The following is a 25,985-nucleotide window of genomic DNA, read 5'->3' on the forward strand; positions in this document are numbered from 1 at the left end:
GCAAAATTTCACTACTCATCACCTCTGGTGGGGTGCTTCATAAAATGAATTGACTCTTGCTCTATACACAATAATAGTGAGTTGTAGGAATAATATTATGTTCGGTAGTATCCGTGTAAAAAGCATAGAAACCCGGTTTATATTAAATACCCTATTATAAAAAATCTACCTTCCAGAAACCCGGTTTCTTAAACACTGGAAATAAACTGATAACTGATAACTGATAACTGATAACTGATAACTGATAACTGAATTTACTCCTCACATTCCAAAAGATTAAATTGACTAACAGGATAATCTAGAGGCAAAAACGTATAACCCAATGGCGAACAACTAGACTTAACAACCTCAGTAAAACTAATTCTTGACTCCTGCCGATCGCCATTCGGTAAAAAAGTTATCTTTCCCGTAGCACCATAAGAACTAAAATTTTCAGCAGCCAAAACTTTTTGCAGAGCAATACGATTTAACTCTTTCTGCTCCGGGAGTGACTCCAAAGCAGTAACCAAAGCCTGAACTGAATCATAAGCAAAAGCGGTACGCCAACTCACAGCACCACCCCAAAGTGCTTTAGCTTCCTGGGGAAAATCAAGATTAGGACTATTCAAACTGTGCCAAGGTGTAGCCACTATAAGATTTCTCTCCGCTTCGTCAGCACCAAACTTGAGAGCATAATCATTATAAAGACTATCTCCAGCAACGATCGGTAAATTCAACTGCCAATTTGCTTTTATTACCTCTATTCCCTTAGATAAACTGAAAATATCTGGTAATAATACTATAGCTGTAGCCTTTTGTTTCTGCGCTCTATCTATAGCAGCACTAGCATTAAAAGCAGTTCTCGATAAATCAAATTTCTCATCCAAATCTTTAACTATTTTGCCCCGACCCGCAGTGAAACTGAGACTAAATTGATCCTTGAGAGATTCACTGTAAACATCATTAGGAATATGAAATAAAGCTACTTTTGGCTGTTCATCTTCAGATTGACTAATTAAGTAACTAGCCATTGCTTGAGCCATTGTCGCATCAGATGGAATCATCCGAAACAAAAAATTATTACGATTAGATAATTTAGAAGTATTAGCAGTAGGAGAAATTAATACCAGTTTATTATCTTCATAAATTGGAGCTACTTTCATAGTAATTTGACTAGAAAGATGACCAACTACAGCTAAAACTTGACCAGTTGCAGCCAAAGCATTTGCTCTTCTCACAGCTTGTGTAGAAGAGTTGACATCATCAGCAATAATCACAATTAAACCATTACCTCCGAGTCGGTTATCACTTTTGTTAATTGCATCTTGAGCTTGAGCAACTCCCCGCAAGATTTCTAAACTATAGTTGAGCGATCTGGAATCACCAGTCATTGGTACTGCAACAGCTATAGTATAAGCTTCAGTATTGTTAGCAGCCAATTTAGCATTATTTAGGTAAATCAGAGTTTCTGGATCGTTAATTTGTTTTTTTCTAGCTGTTTCTAAGAGTGTGACTGCTTGAAGATAATTAGCATCAGCAAAAGCTTTAACTCCTTCTTCTTTGTCTGTAGTTGCCGAACCAGGAATTAGAATTTCTTCACCACAACTTAATTTGTCATCAAACTTTAGAGGGCAAGTTGTTGGTGCTTCAGGCAAGAAAGCAATAAAAACAGCTATTACTCCCAATGTGAATAGAGAAATTTTGCCTAACCATTTATTAGGTTGAGGAGTATTTTTTTGAGATTTACCCTTAAAATTAAGTAGCTTTGACTGGAGTAGTCGTGAATAAGACTGGTTTTCAGTTACAGGAGTGGGTTTTTTGTTTTGGGTGGGTAATGGTTTAAGTTCAACTTCTGTTTCTGTTTCTACTTGTTCCTTACAGGTAGCAAGACGTTCGAGAATATCTTCGTTTGTTTGGGGACGACACTGAGGCAAATTAGTCATCATCTCATCAATTAAATCTGCCAACCCTTTTGAGATTTGAGTAGCATGGTCTCGCCACATTAATCTACCAGTTTGAGGTTCTGTGGGTAAGTTACTAGGATTTTCTGCTGTTAGTAAGAAAACTAGAGTCCGACCAATAGCAAAGACATCCGACTGTCTTGTTACTTTGCCTTCATATTGTTCTGGGGATGTATAACCTTGAGAAATAATTCCACTAACATTTTTGCCTTCTACTTGTCTTAAATATGTTTCTGTAACTTGTCTAGTAGCGCCAAAGTCAATTAAAGCTAGTTGACCCCACTCTTGTTTTTGGGAGTCTTCCTGATTTGCTGTCTGACTTTTTTTGTTCTCAACTTCGTTTTTGTCGCCCTCTGTTGCTCCAAGTGTTTTTGTATTATTTCCTAGTTGTGCAACATTTTTTGGAGTCAGTGAGATAGGATCTAAATTTTCGGCTTCCCTAGCTTCTATATCTTTTGGCTGAACTTGACTACTCTGTGACAAATTATCAGATACTATCTGTTGCGCAATAGTATTATTTTGGTTTTCCGCTGTAGAACGCAGAATGATATTTGTTGGTTTAATATCCCGATGGATACACTGATACTGATGGAGTTTGCTAATAATTTCTACTAATTGTGTTAACCAGGCGATCGCTTGCTCTTCTTCTATAGGTTCCCCCTGATTATTTTGTTCGAGCCAGTCAGATAAATTTATCCCCTCAATTTTTTCCATTACTAGACAGTGTAATGGCCCCACATCTTCTGTTGACTCAATAAAATATGCTTCTGGTCCCACTTCTGGTAATCCAAGATCGTGCAATTGTGTTAAAACATTTGCCTCTTGTTCAAACAGAGAAATGACTTGCTCCATTTCTTCATCATCTATTGCTTTTGGTACTTGCAATATTTTCAGAATTTTTCTTGTACCACCATCATCAACTTCCCAAGTTTGACCAAAACCACAGTCTCCTAGTAGTTTGATTGCCTGATAGCGGTCTTGTAATATTTGTCCAGGATTAATCATCAGTTATCAGTTAGCCTCTTGCAGAGGAACTAGGTTAACAGTTAGCCTCCTGGTGGAGGAACTGCGTTAACAGTACCTCCTATAATAGGGAGGCAAAAAAATCAGAAATTTCCTTTTTTATCCCCTGGCTAAAGCATACGGGAATCGAAGGCAATTTCTCATATCATGTCCGTTGGTATAGTCTTGTGTAAAAGTTGGGGAAATATCTACCTTATCCAAGATTTTTTCTTCTCTTACTACTTCTTCCTCTTTCCTTACCTTCTCACTTGCAATACCGATGCTACCAGACATGATATCATAAGGCATTAGAAGAGAAGGCTGGCGTCAATCTTGATATACAACACTTCCCGATGTTATGAGGTACACATTTGGCGAGCAAGATTTTGGCAACACAAGAGTTTTACTATTTCAACTTGTACCTCATTTGTCCGAAATCTGCTCTATCGGTTTAGCTAAAACACATTGACAACATATTTTGATTGCAGCAGGACTAAATTTATACCGTCTCAATAATTGGTTGAATGATGTTCCTCATTTTACCTGGCAGACTTTTGCCTTTTGCCTTCTCTAAAAGCTTGGGATTGATTCCTTCTACTCCATTCCAGTTGCCACAGACTTGACAGTAAGTCATTATAGTAATCCTAAATAGGTCGTGATCAATTAAAAAGTAGATAAAAAACTTGAAACTCCGGCCTGTTCGCTGTTCCCTGTTCCCTCCATACCTAAAAAGCAGTAAGATTTTTGCCACGAATATGCGGAGGATTGCTATATCTAAACATAATACAATTGATAACTCTTATTATACATCACCTAAATCACAACAATCTTGAATTGGTTCCTCACTCAAGTTATAAATAGACCGACTCAAATCACCTCCTTCAGATAAACTCTTCTCATATTTTTGTAATAAACTATTCCATCTATCCTTAACCTCTAAATCATCAGGATTACTCCGGCGTAAATTTCCTAACTCTGTAATAGTCTCATGCCACAAATCATTTTTTTCATAAATATCAATCTTGTCCATAACAGTTTCAGCAGACTCTAGCTCACTAATCAAACTATCATTTGCTGGCATCCTTTTCACCACTCCCTTAACTAACAACTCCTTGTCTCCACAATTCAAAGTAAATACCCAACTATAGGTTTGTAGATTATCCTCAGCCACTTTTAAAGGAGGGGCACTAGAGGGTAATTTAAAATTAATAAATCCTCCCTCCGATTTAATATTAAATTTAGTCTGATAAATTTGCTCCTCAGAATAATTATCCACTAAATTGAACTTAATATAACTGCTAGAACGAGGAACATACAACCAAAAATTCGGATGACTTGCCAAGGTTTTCTCCCATTGATTACGTTCATTAATTAATGCTAAAAAAGACTTTTCATTTTGAGCACAACTGCCACCGTTAGACTTCACCCCACCACGAGTACCCCCAGGAATTCTCCTACCATCTCGCATCTTAAGTTCTCTATCTCTATCCGCCACTTTATATTCAACAAAGCTTTGAAATTCAGAGATAGGAGGCTCTGCTGCTCTAACTTTTTCTGTGATAGGTAAGGCACTTTCCCATAGTTGAATAGCTTGCTTGTTAACCAGTTGTCGAAATACAGTAGTTTGCCGAAGAGGTCGATCAAATTCCTCTATTTTGCCAGACTGTTGCCCTAGAACAGATAGTTTCATTGTCCCTGCTACTGGTTGGAGTATCCCTACACTTAGTCCACAAATGCCAATAATAACAACACCAAATCTTTTGATTTTCATTATTTTTTCCCTTTTTCCAAAAATTATCCAAGTTTAGCCAAATTATAAGTCAAATCTAATTATTTTTCTACTATGCCCGATCGCTTACAACTGTTTTAAGAGCCATCTACTACCTCAGATTTGGCTTTAGCTTCTGGATCATATTTTGCAGAGTAGGAAGGCTTTGTTGCACAAAAGACGATGAGAGGGTAAAAATAGTAGAGTATGGCACAAAAAACTGTACCAAGTAGATATGAGTAAGTCTAAGTCCAAGTCTAAGTACCGAGTTAGCAACTGGTCTGAATATGATGCCTCCTTAAGGCAACGAGGAAGTCTAACATTTTGGCTTAATCAAGAGGTGATAGAGCAGTGGCTGCATCAGGAGAAAACAGGACGCAAGGGAGCATCCAATACCTACAGCAATGTAGCCATTGAATTAATGGCTACATTACAGTCCTTATTTGGCTTGGCTGGGCGACAAACAGAAGGTTTTGTGGCATCTATATTGGCCTTGATGGGGGTAGACTTACCAGTGCCAGACCACAGTACTTGATCTCGTCGCCTGAGCAAATTAAACATAGAGATACCAGTATTACCATCAACAGAGGCCATACACCTGGTAGTAGACTCTACAGGGGTAAAAGTATATGGTGAGGGAGAATGGAAAACCAGGCAACACGGTGTAGGTAAACGTAGAACATGGCGTAAACTGCATCTGGGAGTGAATCAGGCAACAGGAGAAATTGTGAGTGCGGTGGTAACAACTAACAATGTTAGTGATGAGCAAGTATTTTCTGACCTACTAGAAATCAATGAAGGACAGATAGTTCAAGTTTCAGGAGATGGGGCTTATGATCAGCGTAAATGCTACGATGCTGCTAGCAAGCAGGGGGCAACACCAACAATACCACCACGAAAAGATGCCATAATCATAATATGGCAACATGGTAACTGTAAAGCAGCACCGCATCCTAGAGATGAAAATCTAAGACGAATAAGGAAAGTAGGACGGAAAAAGTGGAAGCGTGATAGTGGCTATCATCGACGTTCGTTATCTGTTTGCGTAGCATTCCGAAGGAAAACCACTATGTTTAGGCTCAAAGTGATATTCGGAGGTAAGCTACGAAGACGAAAATTCGACACTCAAGCAGTTGAATTATTTATACAATGTGCGATTCTCAACCGCATGATTCAAACTGGCTTACCAGAAAGTTACCTTGTAACTTTATAGTTATACCGCCACAAGGGGGTGATTTGGCGATCGCTACCTTCATGCAACAAAGCCGAGTAGGAATGATATCATGTCCGGTAGCATCGGTTTTTTCATTAATTGATAATTGATAATTACCTCTCCCTTTTAGGGAGAGGTAAGACACTCTAAGGAAAAGATTTATTTTTTTCCCCTATCCAAGGGGCAGGGCTGTTTCAAAGTCAAATAAATAATTGATTAAGGAGAATTGGGGACACGTCGATAAAAATTTGGGGAAAAGTTACGAAAATAGATACGATTTTTAGTGTTGGAGGTAGGGAAAAGCTGCCTGCTCACATCTTGGTCAAATCAACGAAATTTCTGAAAAATCAATTGCCACACCAAAATTATTGCTCGAGAAATTTGGGGAAAATTAGCGTGTAAATGGTGAAAAATTCTCCCCTGCTCCGTGCTCCCCCGCTCCCCCTCTACCTTAACCAAGAATGAAACAGCCCTGCCTATCCAAGGGGAGGCTTCAAGGCGTGAATTATCTAATTATTTAATTGCTTAATTATTAATTATTTCGGTAAAAGGGTAAGAATTCAGAATGAGCGAATTTAGAATTCAAAAATTTGGGATAAAAGCTTTAGTATTCTTGGAATTAAGGGTATTAACCCCGAAAGAACTTAAATTTCCTGTAGATATTCACCCTTTGGTTTACACAAACGATACCAGGGGACATGATATGAATGCCACTTTGTCAAGTTCTTTTGCTTTTTTGTACTTTTCAACTGCGGCCTCAATTTTTCCAACTCTAGCTAATTTTGTACCCTCCTCCATCAGCTTTTCTGCCTGAGCTAATGATTTTGCCCAAGTTAGTAAATTTACCGAATAATTAAGGTTTAAAGCCAACTAGATCAAGAGAAACAATGAATTTATTTTCCTTTTATTCAATCCTATCCGTTTTAGGGAGAGGTAATTATCAATTATCAATTATCCATTATCCATTATTGAACTTGAGCTTGAGCTTAAGTTCTGGATTTCATTATCAAATCACTCAAATTTTCGGTTACACTTGAAGAGAAAGCGATCAAAAAACAAATAAAAATTAACTTCAAAAGAGAGAACTAAAGATGATACAAACAATACAAACAACAGATCCGACTTATGATATTCTGAGAGCAGAACGACAACCCCTAACTTCCATATTTGCTCCAGAAAGTGTGGCCGTAATCGGTGCTACCGATAGAGTTGGCAGTGTGGGTCGCACAATCCTCTGGAATCTGATGAGCAATCCTTTTGGGGGTACGATTTTTCCAGTTAATCCCAAGCGCCATAATGTCCTAGGAATTCCAGCCTACCCAAATATCAAAGCCATACCAGAACCAATTGACTTAGCAATTATCGCCATTCCCGCTCCCATGGTTCCTGATGCTGTGCGCGACTGTGTGGAAGTCGGAGTCAAGGGCGCAATCATTATCTCCGCAGGATTCAAAGAAATTGGACCAGAAGGCATAGAATTAGAACAACAAATTATGGCAACAGCCAAGGGCAAAATGCGACTGATTGGCCCTAACTGTTTAGGTTTAATGAACCCCCATAGTGGACTTAACGCTACCTTTGCTAGCACAATGGCAAACCCAGGCAACCTTGGTTTCATTAGTCAGAGTGGAGCATTTTGTACAGCCGTTCTCGACTGGAGTTTCCCAGAAAACGTAGGCTTCAGTGCATTCATTTCCATAGGCTCAATGCTAGATTTAGACTGGGGCGACCTGATCTACTATCTTGGAGACGACCCCCACACCAAAAGTATTGTCATCTATATGGAATCTATTGGCAATGCCCGGTCATTCCTGTCTGCTGCTCGTGAAGTAGCATTGACAAAACCAATAATAGTAATCAAAGCTGGTCAAACTGAAGCTGCTGCTAAAGCTGCTGCTTCACATACAGGGTCACTCACAGGTAGTGATGAAGTCCTAAATGCTGCCTTTCGTCGGTGTGGGGTGCTGCGGGTGAATCGCATCTCTGAACTATTTAATATGGCAGAAGTGATGGCAAAACAGCCACGGCTACCAAAAGGACCGAGACTGACAATTATTACTAATGCTGGAGGACCAGGAGTGTTAGCGACGGACGCCCTGATTGCTACTGGTGGAGAACTTGCACCTCTGGCAGAAGAAACAATTGCTCAATTGAATGAATTTCTCCCCACCCATTGGAGTCATGCTAACCCCATTGATATTCTTGGTGATGCTGATCCAGAGCGCTACCGCAAAACTTTAGAAGTAGCAATTAAAGATCCTAACACTGACGGTTTGCTGGTAATTTTGACTCCTCAAGCAATGACCGATCCCACTCAAACAGCCGAACAGTTAAAGCATTATGCTCAGACTGCTAAAAAACCAGTATTAGCAAGTTGGATGGGAGGGGATGAGGTAACTACAGGTGAAACTATTCTCAATCGTGCTAGTATCTCGACTTATCGTTATCCAGATTCTGCTGCCAAGCTCTTTAACTTTATGTGGCAGTACAATTATAATTTACAGGGTATTTATGAAACTCCATTGCTAGCACAAGAACAAGAAAGCGGTCCAAACTGTTCTATAGTTGAGCAAATTATCAAAAATGCTCAGGATGCAGGTAGAAATATTCTCACAGAATCAGAATCAAAACAAATTTTAGCTGCTTATGGTATTCCCATTGTGCAGACCTTGGTTGCAAAAAATGAAGCAGAAGCAGTGGAACGTGCTAATATAATTGGTTATCCAGTGGTGCTGAAACTGTTTTCCGAGACAATCACCCATAAAACTGATGTGGATGGTGTACAGTTAAATCTTAAAGATGCAGAAGCAGTAAAATGGGCATATCAAAATATTCAAACCTCTGTAACTGAGAAAGTAGGGTCTGAGCATTTTCTAGGGGTGACAGTACAACCAATGTTAAGTTTAGACCGTGGCTATGAGTTGATTATTGGTAGTAGTGTTGACCCGCAGTTTGGTCCGGTGTTAGTGTTTGGTACGGGTGGGCAGTTAGTAGAGGTGTTTAGAGACCGGGCGATCGCTCTACCTCCTTTGAATACAACTCTCGCTCGCCGGATGATGGAACAGACAAAAATTTATCAAGCGCTCAAAGGAGTAAGGGGAAGGAAAGCTGTAGATTTGGGAGCGCTGGAAAAGTTATTGGTGAAATTTAGTCAGTTGGTGGTAGAGGAACCTTGGATTAAGGAAATTGATATTAATCCTCTGTTGGCTTCTGCGGAAAGATTGATTGCTTTGGACGCAAGGATAGTTCTCCATGATAAGAGCGTGGGTGTAGAGAATCTACCATCATCAGCTATTCGTCCCTATCCTACTCAATATATAGAACCTTGGCAAATGAGAAATGGCGAGGAGGTGACTATTCGCCCTATTCGCCCAGAGGATGAACCGTTGATTGTTCAGTTCCACAAAACGTTGTCAGAGGAAAGTGTGTATTTGCGGTATTTTAATTTTCTGAAGTTGAGTCGGCGCATTGCTCACGAACGGTTAACTAGGATTTGCTTTATTGATTACCATCGGGAAATGGCATTGGTGGCAGATTATAAAAATCCAGAAACGGGAAGCCATGAAATTTTAGGAGTGGGTCGTTTGAGTAAGTCACATGGGGTCAATGAGGCTGAGTTTGCGATGTTGGTTAGCGATCGCTATCAACGTCAGGGTTTGGGTACTGAGTTACTGTTGCGATTGGTGCAGGTGGGTCGAGATGAGAAGTTAAAGCGAATAGTTGCTACGGTTTTAGCTGAGAATACACCTATGCAAAGAGTTTGTGAGAAGGTTGGTTTTCAGTTGCAACGTGGTGCTGGTGTAGTAGAGGCGAAAATAGATTTATAGTTTTGACAATTTTACTAGATATAGCAATCATACTAAATCCGGTTTATAGAGTTTTGGGGAGATGGGGAGATGGGGAGATGGGGAGATGGGGAGATGGTTAGAGGTGAAAGATTAGCTTTTGATAACCGGATTTGGTATCATATTTCAGTTGTGAGATTTTAGCGGTAGTTAGGAGTCAGGAGTCAGGAGTCAGGAGTCATATAGAATTCGGTTAATATTCGTCCGCAGCGACGAAGCGGAAGCAATCGAAATACGCCCCTGAGATTGCTATCCGTTCCGGAATGCTCCGCAAACCTTCCACGGAGTGACCGTCGCTGCGGACTTAGCTATGGTAATTATCCCGATTCTATATCAAGAGTCAGAATATGGAAGGATTTTGATTTATCTTAATTGTTCTGAAATATCTCATAATATCATGTCCGTTGATATCGTTTGTGTAAAGCCAATGTTGGATATCTAGAGGAAATTTAAGGTTTTTTTCTTGCTCTTAAGCTTTCCTCCCAGTTAAGTGTTCCCTACCTTTGCTATACAATACCGATGCTACCGGACATGATATAAATCATTCTTGATTGCTATATAGCGTTTCTCAAGCTTATGAGGTACACAAGCTCTTGAATTTCTTTTCTATTCCTTATCCCCTGTTCCCTATTCCCTGTTCCCTAAAAGCTAGAATTTTGTACCTCACGCTTCTTGGGAATTGCTATATTATGATGTCTCAATAATAAGTGATATAGAATCCGCTTATATAGTATATCTTTGATAATTACACTTCAATATTTAATTTCCCGTACTCCCCTACTCCCCCACTCCCCCACTCCCCCACTCATTAAAAAAGCAAGCCCTAATTATAAGTATTTAACCTGGAGAGGTTAGTACACTAATTTTTTGAAATTTGTCTAATATTTTATCTTTTCTTTGGGATTGGTAAAAATTGAAAAGCTTGTCAATAAATTAAAAATTATCAGGGAAAATATTATATCAAATCTGCTTAATTCGGTACAAAAAAAAATTCCATCTTCAGCCATTGCCAAATCTTTCTAAATTCTCTTCCCTTCGCGACTCCCGCTTCCTGCCTCCTGCCTCCTGACTCCTGCCTCCTTATCTAATTACACTAAATATTACCGAATAATTAAGGTTTAAAGCCAACTAGATCAAGAGAAACAATGAATTTATTTTCCTTTTATTCAATCCTATCCGTTTTAGGGAGAGGTAATTATCAATTATCAATTATCAATTATCAATTATTGAATGGATTTGATATTATTACATTATACTAAAATATTCTTGGTTTGGTCTTGAAATAAATTAATATAACTAAACTTATTTCCATAAGTATTTGCTAAGATTGAGCAAATATGGAACTGACTACTACTAAGTCTTCAAAAGGCTTGTCAATATGGTTTGAGCGTTGTCAATAAATAGTTAAGATTAGTAAATTCTCAAATTATGCAAGAAGTACACCAAGAACAGACTTACACAGAAAAAGTAAAAATTCAAGTAGAAGACGATCGTACAGGTACCAGTCTCGATACCATCAAACGAGCGATCGCCGATAACTTATATTATATACAGGGGAAAGACCTAGAGTTTGCCACCCCCTATGACTATTACATGGCATTGGCATATACAGTGCGCGATCGCCTCCTCCATCGTTACCTAAAAACTACTAAAACCTACTTCAACCAAAACGTCAAGACAGTATATTATCTCTCTGCAGAATTTCTCATGGGTCGTCAACTAGCCAAAAATCTGGTTAACGTTGGCTGTTGGGAAGTAGCGCGTCAAGCCCTAGAAGAATCATGTCTTGAACTGGATGACTTAATTGAAAAAGAACCAGAACCAGGTTTAGGCAACGGCGGTTTAGGTCGCCTAGCAGCCTGTTTCCTTGACTCCCTTGCTACCCTAGAAATTCCAGCAATGGGCTACGGTATTCGTTATGAATTTGGCATTTTCAAACAACAAATTCATAACGGCTTCCAAGTAGAACAACCAGACAAATGGTTAAGTTTTGGCAACCCTTGGGAAATACCCCGCCATGAAGACCAAGTAGAAATTAAACTGGGCGGTTACACCGAAGCTTATACAAATAAAGAAGGTAACTACCGCGTTCGGTGGATACCTGCACGGACAGTAATTGGAATGCCCTATGATACTCTAGTACCAGGCTACAATACCAACACAGTTAATACCCTGCGCCTCTGGAGTGCCAAAGCTAGTAATGAATTTGACCTGCAAATTTTCGACTCTGGCGACTACAACCGCGCTGTCGAAGATAAGACTGTCTCTGAAAATATTTCCAAAGTTCTCTATCCCAATGACAATATCTTCCAAGGTAAAATGTTGCGGTTACAGCAGCAGTATTTCTTTGTTAGCTGTTCTCTACAAGACATCATCCGTACTCACTTATCACGAAATCCCAATTTAGACAATTTCCACGAAAAAGCAGCTATTCAACTGAATGATACACACCCCTCCATTGGCGTTGCAGAATTAATGCGACTGCTGATAGACGAACATGATATGGAGTGGGAAAAAGCCTGGAATATTACCCAGAATACTTTTGGCTACACCAACCACACCCTGCTATCAGAAGCTCTAGAGCGTTGGCCAGTTAGTATGTTTGCTACTCTGCTGCCACGACATCTCGAAATTATCTATGAAATTAATTTCCATTTCCTAGAGCAGGTTAAGAAACGCTATCCTGGTGATGATGCGCGTTTAGCAAGGATGTCACTGATAGAAGAATTTCCAGAAAAGCGGGTACGGATGGCTCATTTGGCTTGCGCTGGCGCTCATGCTATTAATGGTGTGGCAGCATTGCATACTCAACTTTTGAAAACAGATGTTTTGAGAGATTTCTACGAACTTTGGCCGGAGAAATTTACGAATAAAACTAATGGCATTACTCCCCGTCGTTGGTTGTTAATTAGTAACCCTAAGTTGGCATTACTAATTACAGATAAAATTGGCAAAAACTGGATTAAGAATTTAGAGGAAATTAAACAACTTGAGCGGTTTATTGATGACCCGGAATTTCGCCATAATTGGAGTCAGATTAAGTATGAGAATAAACAAGATTTGGCTACTTATATTGAGCAAAAGACTGGGGTTGTAGTTAATCCTAATTCTTTGTTCGATATTCAGGTAAAAAGACTCCATGAATATAAGCGTCAACTGTTAAGTGTGCTGCATATTATTACTCTTTATAATCGGATTAAACAAAATCCAGATACAGATATTTTGCACCGTACTTTTATTTTTGGAGCAAAGGCAGCACCAGGTTATTATATAGCAAAATTAATTATTAAATTGATTAATGCTGTAGGGGAAATAGTTAATAATGACCCAGACGTGCGCGATCGCCTTAAGGTAGTTTTTGTCCCGAATTTCTCTGTATCTATTGGTCAGCGAATTTATCCTGCTGCAGACCTTTCTGAACAAATTTCTACTGCTGGAAAAGAAGCTTCTGGTACTGGAAATATGAAATTTTCCCTCAATGGTGCTTTAACTATTGGTACTCTTGATGGAGCAAATATTGAGATTCGAGAAGTTGTGGGAGCTGAGAATTTCTTCTTATTTGGATTGACTGTTGAAGAAGTTAAAGCATTAAAATATGAGGGATATAATCCTGAGCAATACTATACTTCTAACAAAGAATTACGGCAGGTAATTGACCGTATTGCTTCTGGTCATTTTTCACCAGGTAAGCCAAATTTATTTCATCCACTTATAGCATCTTTACTAGAAAAAGATGAGTATATGTTATTGGCTGATTATCAATCATATATTGATTGTCAGGAAAGGGTAAATGAAGCTTATCGCGACCCCGAACATTGGACTCGGATGTCTATTATTAATTCGATTAATATGGGTAAGTTTTCTGCTGACCGTACTATCTGGGAATATTGTCAAGAAATCTGGAATGTTGAGCCTGTGAAAATTGATATGGAAGCATATAGTCAGGAAACAGCAGGTTTACAAAGATATTGTCAGATTTAACAGGACTTACGCAGAACCGTCATATCTAGTAGGGGCAAATGGCATTTGCCCTCTACAGATAGCTTATTATTTAAGCATTTGCGTAAGTCCTGATTTAACTTCCCTGGCGGGAAGTCCCGCGCTCTCCCGCACCTTTAGCGTCGTATGGGAAAGCCAGGGCAAAGATTCGGATACCTCCACAAGCTAAACGTTCATAAGCCCTTGACAAGCTAGGAGGATTTTGTTATTGTAAGCGTCATCACAGGGGGAGGACATCACCTCTGTTAAAACAGCGGTCAGTTTTTGCTGACTGAAGAATCCCGCTTGGTCGCGAATATAGCAACGTCGGGAGTATGTCAATTGATAAGCAACAGTTGTAGGGTGGGCAAATAGGAGGGTTGTTTCATTCTCCCAAAAAGCAGAGTGTGGGAAGTGTGCGAGGTTTGGTTTGGGAAGTAATAAACTCTGAAAAAGTTGATTCAAAACTTTCCCCTGTTTCCGCAGTTCCCCCTCTCTAGTGATGCTTAAAAAAAATAAAGCCTGAAAATAGGCTAAAATATAGATATACGGAGGCTTTAAAAAAGAAAATTTGCAGACCAAAGTCTTATGAACGGCGTGTTTTAAGTCGAGAATAAAGTCCTATGATACCTAAAACTAACAATCCAAGAGTTGAAGCTGGTTCAGGAACATCATTAGGCTCTTGTGTGTAATAGATATCACCAATTCCAAACCAACTTTTTGCGGTTTAGTAAAAAAAAGATCGTAGTTTCACCGAGAAACAATGGTACATTAGCTTGCTTTTTCAAAAATGATAAAGCACCCGTAAAATTCATAGCTTTTCTCCTATTTTTTGAGTTGTGAATATTACTTTTGGAAACTTACGACTAGAAAAATTGAGGCTGAAAATAACAAAATTATTTCTGACTGACTGAAGCCAGAAAAACTGTATCTACCAACAATTATATGTTGGGTTTATCCTGCGGATAAGCTACGAATATCGTTCCTCAACCCAACCTACTAGCTGTATCTCATTAATATGAGAAGCTCTGTATAATAAACCCGATTTATTCAAAAAAAACCTGGCTTTTGATAAGAATTGAATATTCAACTTTTACAGAGTAAAAACTATTAACAAACTTGACGCCGACGGCAAACTCCCAAGCCTAAACCTAACATTCCTAAGCCTAATAATACAGAAGGTTCGGGTGTACTTTCTCTTCTATCTGGTTTCTTTTCATCTATAGACAATTCCTCCGGAATATAATCTAAGAAAGCCGTATCAATTATTCCTATTGTGACATCATTATTACATTCTGGATTAATATGATATACCCAATCAAAAAGATTTTCTGGTAAGAGAGAGCGATCGACGCTAAATGCTATTGTTTGGCTGCCAACTGCTCCGAAATAACCAAAATCTAAACCTAAAGCACCAACATCAGACACGAAATTAATATCACCAATTTTAACACCTGAGTTGATAACATTTGGAACATGAGTACCTTGATTAAAATAAGGATCGGAAGCTGCTAAATCTCCATTACTAGGATTTCCTCCATTGTTAGTTACATAATTATTAGAAGCTGCTAAATTATTAAATAATAAGCCATTTTCAGTAGCAATAGATTTAGCAGTTACGCTACCAAAAAAACCTAATCCAGATACACCTGAATCATTCTGACTAGCAAAGCGAATAGCCAATAGATTTCCACTACTATTTGCAGCATCAAAACTTGCACCAGTGGGATTAATAATTAAATCGCCATAGGTTGTATGTTTATCATCTGCAAACTGATTATATACACCCCCTAAAGACAAATTAGAATTAATAACAAAGATTAATTCATTAGCAGTTGCTTTGACAGCCGTACTATATATTTAATAATCTGTACCACCAACATTATTATTCTGTATACTGTCATTAAAAGAATCTATGGAATAAGACCAACCATTGTGTAAAACTCAGGCTTGAGCGGGTAAAGAAAATACAGAGAACGGTGTCAAAGTTGCACTGAGAAATAATGCTAAGTTAGTTTGCTTTTTCAAACATGATAAAGCACTGGGAAAATTCATAGCTTTTCTCCTATTTTTTGAGTTCGGAATATTAGAGGTAATGTGGCAAGTCATGGGGAATCATTTCCCATTAGATTAATTATGCTTAATGCTAATGCCTCATTTTACTTGGAAAAACTTTTTTTAGGTTTTTTTATAATACCCCCCTTAAGGATGGGGTTTAAATAAATCAGCTCTAAACTTTTTACCTTTTAAGGCAAAATGTTTTTGGAGGGTTGCTCACCCATCCCCGTTACAACTTCTAACTTCCCAAGTTTTGAGCCGATAAAATCTTACTTTTAACTTTTAATTTTTGACTTTAACTTGGCTGCCGAAACTCATAAATATCCTTAATCACCTGTACCCAACCATCAGTAAAAGCCTCAAGTATCCGATCGCCTTTTTCCTTAGTCGCCACCTTAGCATCACCAAAAACACCACTACGACTCAACTCTCGCGTCAACCAAGCAAAAGGCAAATTTCCCTCCATACTCAACATACTATCTTCTGGCAAACCTTGAGGATATTCGCACACCGCCTTATCCATCCTCACCACATCTGGCAACATGGATAGCATCACGCTAGTTTCAGCATCTCCAGCATGAATACCTAATTCCATTTCCTTCTGCGTCAACAATTCCTCACAAGGATTAGGTACGCGCCAAGCAAAGAGCGGAAATAGTAAAAAATCCTCATATTTTTGGTGCAAGTCTCGTGCCACAATCTCAATGACTTGAGGTTGCCCACCATGGGCGTTTAAAAATACCAACTTACGGAACCCAGAGCGATAGATACTTTCTCCTGTTTCTGTCAAAACAGCCATTAAAGTCTGAGCGGTGAGGGTAATGGTGCCAGGAAAATGCCAATGTTCGTTAGATTTGCCGTAATATTGGGTAGGCAAAGCATAAGCGGGAGTATTCGGATCGAGTTTGGCAAGTGCTTTACCCGTGACATAAGTGGCGATCGCTGAATCAACAATTAAGGGTAGATGGGGTCCGTGTTGTTCGATGGAACCTACTGGTTGAATAATTACTACATTTTCTTTATCTGGCATTGTCTCAATATCTTGCCAGGTGAGATAGGGAAAAAATCTTTCTGGTGGGATGAAATTGTGCATCTTTTTAATCCTATATCGTGTATCGTGCCGTTCTATATATTCTTGTACTAAGTAAAATTCTATTCCTTCTTAGAAGTGAGCAAATAATTTTGGTATTTGGTCTGAGTCTTTGCCTAATTTGTATAGGGTTTCTGCTTCTCTCTCAAACAATTTTTGATCGACAGGCAAAACTCCTGGGTCTGAACTTTTTGGTGATAGATGTTTAACTACCCATTGAGGATTTCCTGGTATATCTAAATCTTCAGCTAAGTAGGTATCTCCAAAACCTCCACTTCCGAGTCAGTCAATAATTTTGTAGTGGTTTCTCAGGATTTTTCCAGACTGTATGATTTTTTCTGTTTTCAGTTATCAGACTTCCTCCCACCATACTGGCTAGCTGGAAAATCAGGTTTTTTGGCCAAATTTATTTGAGTATATATGAGCAAACTTTTCCCATTATCCTTAATAATACCATGTAGAATTTTTTTGTCAATCCCCTTTCTCACTTATAGCAATCAGGAATTCAAATGTGAGAATTTTACTGCGCTCTAAAAATCTCAAATATGGTGGTTATAATCTTCATAAGATACAGTTTTTTCCTTCTTCTCTGTTGCCTGTTGCCTAAAAGTTTACTGAAAAATTAAGGTATAAAGCCTCTCGGTTCATAGAGAAAAAAGTGGTCGTTTGCGAAGCAGTCCGTCAGGATGAGATGGTGTTTCGGCTGCTCGCTGACATGAAAAGCGGAGCATTCCCTATACGAAAAAGCGGAGCGGTTCTGCAAGAGCGGGGAACCAGCTCTCTTCAGAGCCACTCCGTTAACACCATATCCAATCGACCAAGAAGAAGAAAAACAATTCCTTTTAGGCAATCCTCTTCTTGATAGAACCCATTTGAGATCTATTGAAAAAGAGAGGGGAAAGATTAGGAAGTAGTGGGAGCATCCTGCTCCCGTGCCATAGGAGTATTTTTTAACCTTTTTTTTAGCAATAATCTTTAATTTTTATTTTACAAATTAGCTAAAACTTATATTCGTCAAGCTGTTCATATTTTCCTGATTTTTTTTTGTACCTATAGATACCAAAAATAGTCATAATAATTATCTATTAATTATCAACAGTAGTTTTAATTGTATAGGAGTTTGCTTGGTCTCAGACTGTATATTTCCCCTTTAGGAATAAGTAAAATCTATTTGTATTGTGATTAACTAAAGATTACTGTCTACCTATCATTTATTACTGATAGTAAATTTTTCTGCATTGTAAATTAGCAGTAAATTCTAGAAAAATACCGATAGAAACTCCCTCAGATTTTAAGCATTCAGCCGTCAGCTATCAGCTATCAGCTATTGCTTTTAGTGAGCTATCAAAGCTTTATTAATTGAGCAAGAAAGATTTTTACTACAAAAGTCAGTTCCAAAGTCTATATTCATTTAAACCCTGTCCTTAACCACAGAGTCTTATTGCTGATAGCTGACTGCTAATAGCTGAATGCTTACCTCAGATTTAATTTGTATTTATTCCTGAATCTTTGCTTAATTGATTGGTAAAGAATAAATAAACACTACTTAATTTAATTCTATTGTCGAGCTTAATTTAAAAAATTATACTCGAAATTTGACCATAAAATAAGGTCTCAAGCCTCCCCTTGAAAGGGGATAAAAAAAGAAAATTCAGTATTTCAAGCCTCCCTATTCCATTGAGGTACTTATAACTGATAACTGAAATGACATAGTAGTTAATATCGATATGGTAAAAATATGGTTGCTTGACATAAAACATTTAATATGTTAATAGAAAATATTTAATGATTTGCGTTTTCTATATTTTCATCCATACTGGCCTCATAAAAATTATAGTATCTTCCTCAAAGAGAGCAAATAAATTACTGTTTGAGATTATATCCATAAGTCTAATGAATTAGGCTGAAAATGCAGGAAGTTAAGTTAAAATAGATAATTGCAATTAATTAATTATAGGCAGATGTGGATGTATAATCCATTATTTACCAATAGAGTTTGATCGGATAAAAGTTCGGTGAAACTACACAACTAACTATAAATTAAAGCGATTATGAATCAATTTATTGAAAACAATTAGTTGTGAATTTAATTTAATTATAAAGTGAGGAGTAATGAGTAAAAAAAAGGATTTATATACAGGAATTTTACCAAGGTTGGCGGGTACATTACTAAGTTTGATGGTACTGTTACCAAGCCCTAGTAGAGCTAATACTTTACTAGGGATAATTCGAGACCCCCAAAAGACAGATGAATGGAATCAAATTATTACAAGAATACGCAGTTTAGGTATTAGTTATGAACCTATTAATTTAAGACAAATAAATACATTAGCTGATCTATCTGGAGTTAAAGTTATCTTTTTACCAAACATTGAAACTTTAACTCAAACTCAAGTACAAATTATTGAAGAGTGGGTCAAGCAGGGAGGAAAATTAATAGCTACTGGTCAAATAGGTAAAAAATCTCAGCCAGGGGTAAGGCAACAATTGCGATCGCTTCTTGGTTCTTATTGGGCTTTTCCCTTAAGTCAACCTACTACACCAGAGCCTAAATATCGTTGTTTAGATATTGCCTGCAAAGAATCTACAAGTTGGGCACCAAAAGTAAACGGCCAAGGTAAAGTCGAAGGTGGAATATTAATTCCGGCAGGGTTAAACAGCACAACGGCGGCGACTTGGCAGGGAAGTTCTGGTTCTTCGGCGGTAGTTATTACTCCCCAAGCTACTTATTTAGGTTGGCACTGGGGAAATAGTGAATCTGCTACTTTAGATAGTGTTTGGTTGCGAGCTACTTTGAATCGCTATCAAAGTCAACCACAATTTAGTGCCAGAAATAATAATCCTTTTCCTTCAGGGAATAATACACAGACTTTACCTACGACGAATAATTCTAATCCTCTTAAAATTAGACCTCGTACTTCTCCTTCACCAAGACCAAATAATGAAAATCCTAATATAGTTAGGGTTCAACCTCAAACTACATCTGTAAATACTGCTGAAAATTCCAGCACAAATCAACCTACTACTATAACTCCCAACTCGACTCCAGATACAAATAATATTTGGCTCAGAACTCAGCAGCAAAGGATAAATACTCAACAACAATCTGGAAGTCCTAGTCAACAAAATGAAAATTCTAATATAGTTAGGGTTCAACCTAGAACTACATCTGTAAATACTGCTGAAAATTCCAGCACAAATCAACCTACTACTATAACTCCCAACTCGACTCCAGATACAAATAATATTTGGCTCAGAACTCAGCAGCAAAGGATAAATGCTCAAAAACCTGAAACTCCTGGTCAACTAACAGAAACAAACTTAAGTCAAAATAATAATTCAGTTTCGGAGGCAACAACAACTTCCCAAAGTAACAATGTTTGGCAAAGATTTCGACAACAGAGAGACCAGCAAAATCAGCAGCTTGAAACTGTAGAAGAAAATACCCCGGTTAGTTCCACTGGTAATCCGACTCTAGAAACAAATAATAATAGAGGAGGAATTCTTTGGAACAGTTTCCAACAACAGAGAAATGAACAAAGGCAAAAAACTGACACTGTTAGTAACAACAACTTCCCTGTTAATTCTCCTGACAACTCTACTCCAGAAACGACCAATAACAGAGAGAATATTTGGAACAGATCCCAACAACAAACAACTACATCATCCTCTCGCCCTAACCCCTTAAGTGCCTTTCTCAGACGAGGAGTGCAAGTACCAAACTCCCAAAGAGACCGTTCATCAGAATCAGCAGCTCCTGGTTTAGACATTAGGCGAGGAAACCATCCTATTAGCAGAGCTGAAGCTTATGCAATGTTAAAGGAATTAAATAATCTCCTCGGTAGGTTTGAAAGTGCTTTGGTAGCAGCGCAGTCAGCAGATGTAGAAGTAAATTTAGCAGCAGATGATAGTAGCTTGGTCGCTGCCAATACTAATAACACTACATTTATTGCTCAAAGAAATCGAAAAATTAGCAATGCTCAACAAGTAATAACTAGAGCGCGTCAGGTAATTCAAAATTTTCCCCAACAGGTGGCAGCCAAACAATATGCTACTGCGAGAAATCAATGGCTGCAAACAAGACAAATGTTATGGCAAAACTACCCCACTGATGGAGAAAGAGCGGGGGCTGAGATTCGAGCTGTTTGGTTAGACCGGGGAACAATTGTGAGGGCGAGGTCTGAACGAGGTTTAGCAGGAGTGTTTGATCGACTTGCTGCTGCGGGTATTAATACTGTTTTCTTTGAAACTCTTAATGCTGGTTATCCCATTTACCCCAGTAATGTTGCTCCCAGACAAAATCCTTTAACAATTTCTTGGGACCCTCTGAAAGCAGCAGTCAAGTTAGCCCGTGAAAGGAATATGGAAATACACGCTTGGATGTGGACTTTCGCGGTAGGAAACCGAGCGCATAATCGCGCTCTTGGTCAAGCAGATAGTTATTTGGGTCCGGTAATTTCGGCTCATCCTAGTTGGGTGATGACTGATAATAAGGGGCGTAAAAGACATCCTGCTGATGGTAAGGTTTATATGGACCCGGCTAATCCTTACGTTCGGCAATATTTGCTCAAGATAATTGATGAAATTGCTACTCGGTATGATGTTGATGGGATTCAGCTTGACTATATTCGCTATCCGTTTCAAAATCCTAGTCGAAATTTTTCTTATGGTTATAGTACGACAGCTCGGAATCAGTTTCGGCAGTTGTATGGGATAGATCCGATGAAGATTTCATCACGCGATCGGCAAAAATTATGGAAGTGGACTGAGTTTAAGATTAATCAGGTTAATAGTTTTGTTGCTGATACTTCTAGATTTCTCAAACGGAAATATCCAAATCTGATTCTTTCGGCAGCAGTATTTCCTTTTCCCCGCCATGAACGCTTTGATAAAATTCAGCAAGACTGGGAAACTTGGGTTCTCAATGAGGAGATCGATCTACTGACTCCCATGACTTATGCTTTAGATACGAGTCGCTTTCAGCAAATTACCCAACCTCTGACAGACACACGAGTATTAGGTAGCACTTTAATAACGCCAGCGGTTAAGCTTTTGAATCTTCCTGAGATTGTAGCAGTTGACCAGATTCAAGCAGCACGAGATTTACCTACAGGGGGTTATATTATTTTTGCTGCGGAAAGAATTAGTGGTGGGTTCCATGGATTTTTGACTCGCACTCAAGGTGCGCCAGAAATGGCTAACAACAGAAGAGCTTCTTTAAATGCTTTTAGTAAACCTTCTCATGTTGTGGAGGGAATAATTCCTTATCGTCAACCATTTGCAGCAGCAGCAGATCGTTTTCAAGCTTTGAAAAAAGAATGGAGTTTTTTGTTAGGAAATGAGCAACTTTCTCTGGGGGAATCTCAACTTGAGAGTTGGCGTAAGGAAGCAGACGAATTGGCATTAGCTTTGGAAAAATTAGCGGATAATCCTGATAATAGTAATTTGAATAATGCTAAAAGAAATCTCAGGAAATTTCAGTTAAAGTTTAGAACTTCTATGAGTGTTCATGCTAAGGAAAATCCTTATCAAGTTCAGACTTGGAAAAATCGTTTGACTTCTTTGGAAATGTTGTTAAATTATGGTGAGCGGGTGCGGTTAAATAGTAAGAGGTGGTAGGTTTTATAGCAGTTTGATAAATTTTTGCGGCTTTTGTTGCATGAAAGGATATATAGCAATCCTCCGCATATTCGTGTCAAAAATATTACTGTTTTTTAGGCAACAGGCAACAGGCAACAGGTGGTAGTTTAAGTTTTTTTATTCACTTTTTGATTACCTGCGACCTATGCGCGGATTACTATAGATTTTATATTGAATACGAATTTAAAAATTCATGGTATTCAAATCATTAGAAATGGGAATTATAGAGAAGGTAGTCCGAAGAATTATCCCTTGATTTTTCTGCCATAGTGAGCCTTTAATATCATGTCCGTTGGTATCGGAGCGTGTAAAAGTTAGGGAACAATATACCATTAGTAAGGTTTTTCCTTCTCTTACAACTTCTTCCTTCTCTCCTAGATAATATGAGCCTTCTTCCTTACCTTCTCTATACAATACCGATGCTACCAGACATGATATAATTCTCAGTTTTTCAGCTTTTGGGTCTAAAAAGCTGGCACTTTTAAAAGATCCAAAAAGCTAAAACATTTATCTGTCAATGCTTTTATATTTAAAAAGCGGTCAGCGGTCAGCGGTCAGCAATCAGCAGTAAACGTTTAGGAGGGGATTTAAACCCAGTAGGGGCGATTCGCGTTTGCGTTAGCGTTAGCGTTAGCGAAGCTCCTCTGCAAGAGGCAGCTCCTCTGCAAGAGGCAGCATTCCGGAGGAAATCGCCCCTGCAAGCTGTTAACGCAGTTCCTCCGCAGGAGGCTAGCTGTTTGCGTTAGCGCAGCTCCTCTGCAAGAGGCAGCATTCCGTTAGGAAATGCTAAAAGCTAATAGCTAGTTAATCAGCAAGCCCTAACTATTGTCCAATAGATGAAGAAAACATCCATTTACTGAAAGTGAGCGTTATAGCTGCCGCTAGGCTCCGCCTTTCATGTCGGCGACAGCCGAAACGCGTTTGCGTAGCATTCCGTAGGAAAGCGGAACAGATGTTCTATCCCTTCCTCTGACTGTATATAAACTAAACATAACTATTGTCCAATAGATGAAGAAAACATCAATTTACCGAAAGTGACCGATATAGCTGCCATTAGGCTTCACTTTTATGTCGCACAGTGAAACGGATGTTCCATTGCTACTTTCATACAACAAAGCCAATTTTTGCTACAAATATTTAGGTTACCACTTAGGAGTCAGGAGACAGGATTCGGGAGTCATTTCAGTTATCAGTACCTCAATGGAATAGGGAGCATTGACTTAATCAAAGAATAACGATATAATAAGTTATAAAGCATACTATTAGACTAAGTTTGTTCACAAGTCAATGAAATCCATTAGAACCAAGCTCAAACTTAATAACAAGCAGAAAACTCTGATGGCTCAACACGCAGGCTACAGTAGGTGGTGTTACAACTGGGGTTTAAGCTTGTGGAATGTTGCTTATAAAAATGGTTACAAGCCCAATGCCCGTAAGCTAAGAGAGGTTTTTACCAACCATACAAAGCCTTTATACCCTTGGATGAAAAACTTGTCATCTAAAGTTTACCAATATGCTTTCATAAATTTAGGTGAAGCATTCATGCATGTTCTTTAAAGGATTAGGAAAACACCCAAAGTTTAAAAAGAAGGGTAAACATGATTCATTCACAATAGATAATTGTGGAAAACCAATAGAATTAAATGGATGGAATCATAAATTACCTTTTATCGGTATTGTTAAGACTTATGAACCCATTGAGGCGACCACAAAAAAAATCACCATTAGTAGACTTGCAGGTGATTGGTATCTTAGCTGTAGCTATGAATTTAATGCAACAACTACACCCAAAAAAACTGATCTTATAGGAGTAGATTTAGGAGTAAAAACATTAGCTACTTTGAGTGATGGGAAAATATTTGAGAGCGTGAAATCGTATCGGAGATTTGAAGCTAAATTATCAAGAGAGCAATATCTACATCGTCATAAAAAGATTGGCTCTGCTAATTGGAGGGCAGCACAACTGAAGATAGCCAGCTTGCATAGAAAAGTAGCTAACATCCGCAAAGACGCACTTCATAAATTGACAACATACTTAGCCAAAAACCACGGCATTGTGTCAATTGAAGATTTGAATGTCAGGGGAATGTTGCGCAATCATAAGCTAGCAAAATCAGATAGCAGATAGTGATTTTATGAGTTCAGGCGACAGCTAGAATATAAGTGCCAATGGTACGGTTCAGAGTTAGTAGTAGTTGATAGGTTTTTCCCATCGTCAAAGACTTGCTCAAACTGTGGTCACGTTCAAGATATGCCATTAAATCTGAGAACTTATGATTGCCCAGAGTGTGGATTGTCAATAGATAGAGATTTAAACGCCAGTATAAATTTGAGAGATGCGGTCGGCTTGACCGTGAATGCTTGTGGATGAGTAACCGCCGACGGCCTCAGTTGAAGCAGGAAGTAAACATCAAATTGTTACGCTATGTGACGCTTTGTATCGGTTTTATAGAGCAGGCTTGAAATATATATGTATGGCGAATATTTTTAAAGGGGAGGCTTGAGACCTTATTTTTTAGTCAGAAATATTTAGTTTAAATATCATTTATTGGCTGAAATTTCCCTTTGATTAAAAAGGTAAATCTGATTAATATCATGTCCGGTACCATCGGAGGGTATATAAAATTAAGATAACAATGGAAAAAACCTTCTGCCTTCTGCTTTCCTCAAATATTCCTAGGGGCGTTAATTCTACCGATACTACCAGATTTGATATAACCAGGACTTACGCAGACGAACCCAGAAACCTGGTTTCTCGTAGATGTTTATTGTCAGAAACAATGATTTACCGTAGAAACCGGGTTTCTTTGCCTAAGTCCTAATAACATTATTTTTTTAATTGGTATTATATTAATTTTCAAACAAAATTTTTACTACATTTTCTGAAAAAATACCTGATACCAAGGGTGATAAATTTTTTCTACAAATAGTGGAGATTAATTATAACTGCTTGTTTTTTGTATAAAGTTCTTATATCAAGTCTCATTAATTAGCCATAATAAAAAGGTTCTTCTCTCTCAGCGAGAATATTTTTTAAATTTTCCCCTGCTCCCTGCTCCCTGCTCCCTAAATTTTTTATTGTGTTTATTCCAAGAGACATCAACCTAGTCCCACTATTGTAAAAATTCTTATTTACTTAAGTAAAATTTTCCTGAAAAGCTGGATTTTTCGTTTTTATCTTTAACAATATTTGGGCTTTTTAGCAGAAATATTATTAGTGGGATAGGTTCATAATATTAATCTGATTGAGGGATAAAATTTACCATTTTTCTTCCTTCTTTCTTAGACAAAATATTTGTAACATTATTTTTGCTAACTTGTCTTATACCATGTCTAGTTAAATAGATATTTCCATAAATTACATAAACCTTATTCTGAAACTCTTGTCGGGAATTTCCATGGAAATTCCCTACATTCTTTTTTGCCTAATTGAGCAAAATCTAAAAATTTA

11 protein-coding genes and 2 pseudogenes are annotated in these 25,985 nt (G+C 38.2%); 6 read left to right on the plus strand and 7 right to left on the minus strand.

What is annotated here, in order from left to right; genetic code table 11:
- Nucleotides 1–254 precede the first annotated feature (254 nt).
- The 4 genes from ACP6PK_RS07405 to ACP6PK_RS07420 all read right to left on the minus strand — a co-directional run bounded on the left by ACP6PK_RS07405 (nucleotide 255) and on the right by ACP6PK_RS07420 (nucleotide 4,713).
- Nucleotides 255–2,945 (minus strand): bifunctional serine/threonine-protein kinase/ABC transporter substrate-binding protein, encoded by a 2,691-nt coding sequence (locus ACP6PK_RS07405; protein ID WP_426559065.1) that lies wholly within the window; start codon nucleotides 2,943–2,945, stop codon nucleotides 255–257.
- 117 nt (nucleotides 2,946–3,062) lie between these two features.
- Entirely contained in the window at nucleotides 3,063–3,236 is a 174-nt protein-coding gene (locus ACP6PK_RS07410) for a hypothetical protein (protein WP_210407468.1), read from the minus strand.
- Nucleotides 3,237–3,441: 205 nt separating this feature from the next.
- Nucleotides 3,442–3,576 (minus strand): hypothetical protein, encoded by a 135-nt coding sequence (locus tag ACP6PK_RS07415; protein ID WP_256386598.1) that lies wholly within the window; start codon nucleotides 3,574–3,576, stop codon nucleotides 3,442–3,444.
- A 168-nt stretch (nucleotides 3,577–3,744) separates the two neighbouring features.
- Entirely contained in the window at nucleotides 3,745–4,713 is a 969-nt protein-coding gene (locus tag ACP6PK_RS07420) for a DUF928 domain-containing protein (protein ID WP_426559066.1), read from the minus strand.
- Nucleotides 4,714–4,945: 232 nt separating this feature from the next.
- Here ACP6PK_RS07420 and ACP6PK_RS07425 point away from each other — a divergent pair.
- The 4 genes and pseudogenes from ACP6PK_RS07425 to ACP6PK_RS07440 all read left to right on the plus strand — a co-directional run bounded on the left by ACP6PK_RS07425 (nucleotide 4,946) and on the right by ACP6PK_RS07440 (nucleotide 13,749).
- A pseudogene (locus ACP6PK_RS07425) lies at nucleotides 4,946–5,923 on the plus strand (IS5 family transposase).
- 565 nt (nucleotides 5,924–6,488) lie between these two features.
- A complete protein-coding gene (locus tag ACP6PK_RS07430) occupies nucleotides 6,489–6,737 on the plus strand; it encodes a hypothetical protein (RefSeq protein WP_426559067.1) in 249 nt (82 codons plus the stop codon).
- Nucleotides 6,738–7,014: 277 nt separating this feature from the next.
- Nucleotides 7,015–9,750, plus strand: a complete 2,736-nt coding sequence (locus ACP6PK_RS07435; RefSeq protein ID WP_426559068.1) for a bifunctional acetate--CoA ligase family protein/GNAT family N-acetyltransferase — start codon at nucleotides 7,015–7,017, stop codon at nucleotides 9,748–9,750.
- Nucleotides 9,751–11,196: 1,446 nt separating this feature from the next.
- Nucleotides 11,197–13,749 (plus strand): glycogen/starch/alpha-glucan phosphorylase, encoded by a 2,553-nt coding sequence (locus tag ACP6PK_RS07440; protein WP_426559069.1) that lies wholly within the window; start codon nucleotides 11,197–11,199, stop codon nucleotides 13,747–13,749.
- A 583-nt stretch (nucleotides 13,750–14,332) separates the two neighbouring features.
- Here the strand turns inward: ACP6PK_RS07440 and ACP6PK_RS07445 are convergent.
- The 3 genes from ACP6PK_RS07445 to ACP6PK_RS07455 form a co-directional block, all read right to left on the minus strand.
- Complete coding sequence (locus ACP6PK_RS07445) at nucleotides 14,333–14,452, minus strand: PEP-CTERM sorting domain-containing protein (protein WP_094673949.1); 120 nt, start codon at nucleotides 14,450–14,452, stop codon at nucleotides 14,333–14,335.
- Nucleotides 14,453–14,856: 404 nt separating this feature from the next.
- Complete coding sequence (locus tag ACP6PK_RS07450) at nucleotides 14,857–15,606, minus strand: XDD3 family exosortase-dependent surface protein (RefSeq protein ID WP_426559080.1); 750 nt, start codon at nucleotides 15,604–15,606, stop codon at nucleotides 14,857–14,859.
- Nucleotides 15,607–16,099: 493 nt separating this feature from the next.
- Nucleotides 16,100–16,897 (minus strand): creatininase family protein, encoded by a 798-nt coding sequence (locus tag ACP6PK_RS07455; RefSeq protein WP_426559070.1) that lies wholly within the window; start codon nucleotides 16,895–16,897, stop codon nucleotides 16,100–16,102.
- Nucleotides 16,898–19,006: 2,109 nt separating this feature from the next.
- On the opposite strand from ACP6PK_RS07455, the gene ACP6PK_RS07460 reads away from it, so the two are divergent.
- Both ACP6PK_RS07460 and ACP6PK_RS07465 read left to right on the plus strand, forming a co-directional pair.
- Nucleotides 19,007–22,513, plus strand: coding sequence for a family 10 glycosylhydrolase (locus ACP6PK_RS07460; protein ID WP_426559071.1), 3,507 nt, complete (start codon nucleotides 19,007–19,009; stop codon nucleotides 22,511–22,513).
- A gap of 1,308 nt (nucleotides 22,514–23,821) precedes the next feature.
- Nucleotides 23,822–24,905, plus strand: a pseudogene (locus ACP6PK_RS07465) (RNA-guided endonuclease InsQ/TnpB family protein).
- Nucleotides 24,906–25,985 lie beyond the last annotated feature (1,080 nt).

This window comes from Dapis hubbardiae BLCC-M172 (assembly GCF_050016015.1).
Taxonomy (GTDB): domain Bacteria; phylum Cyanobacteriota; class Cyanobacteriia; order Cyanobacteriales; family Microcoleaceae; genus Trichodesmium.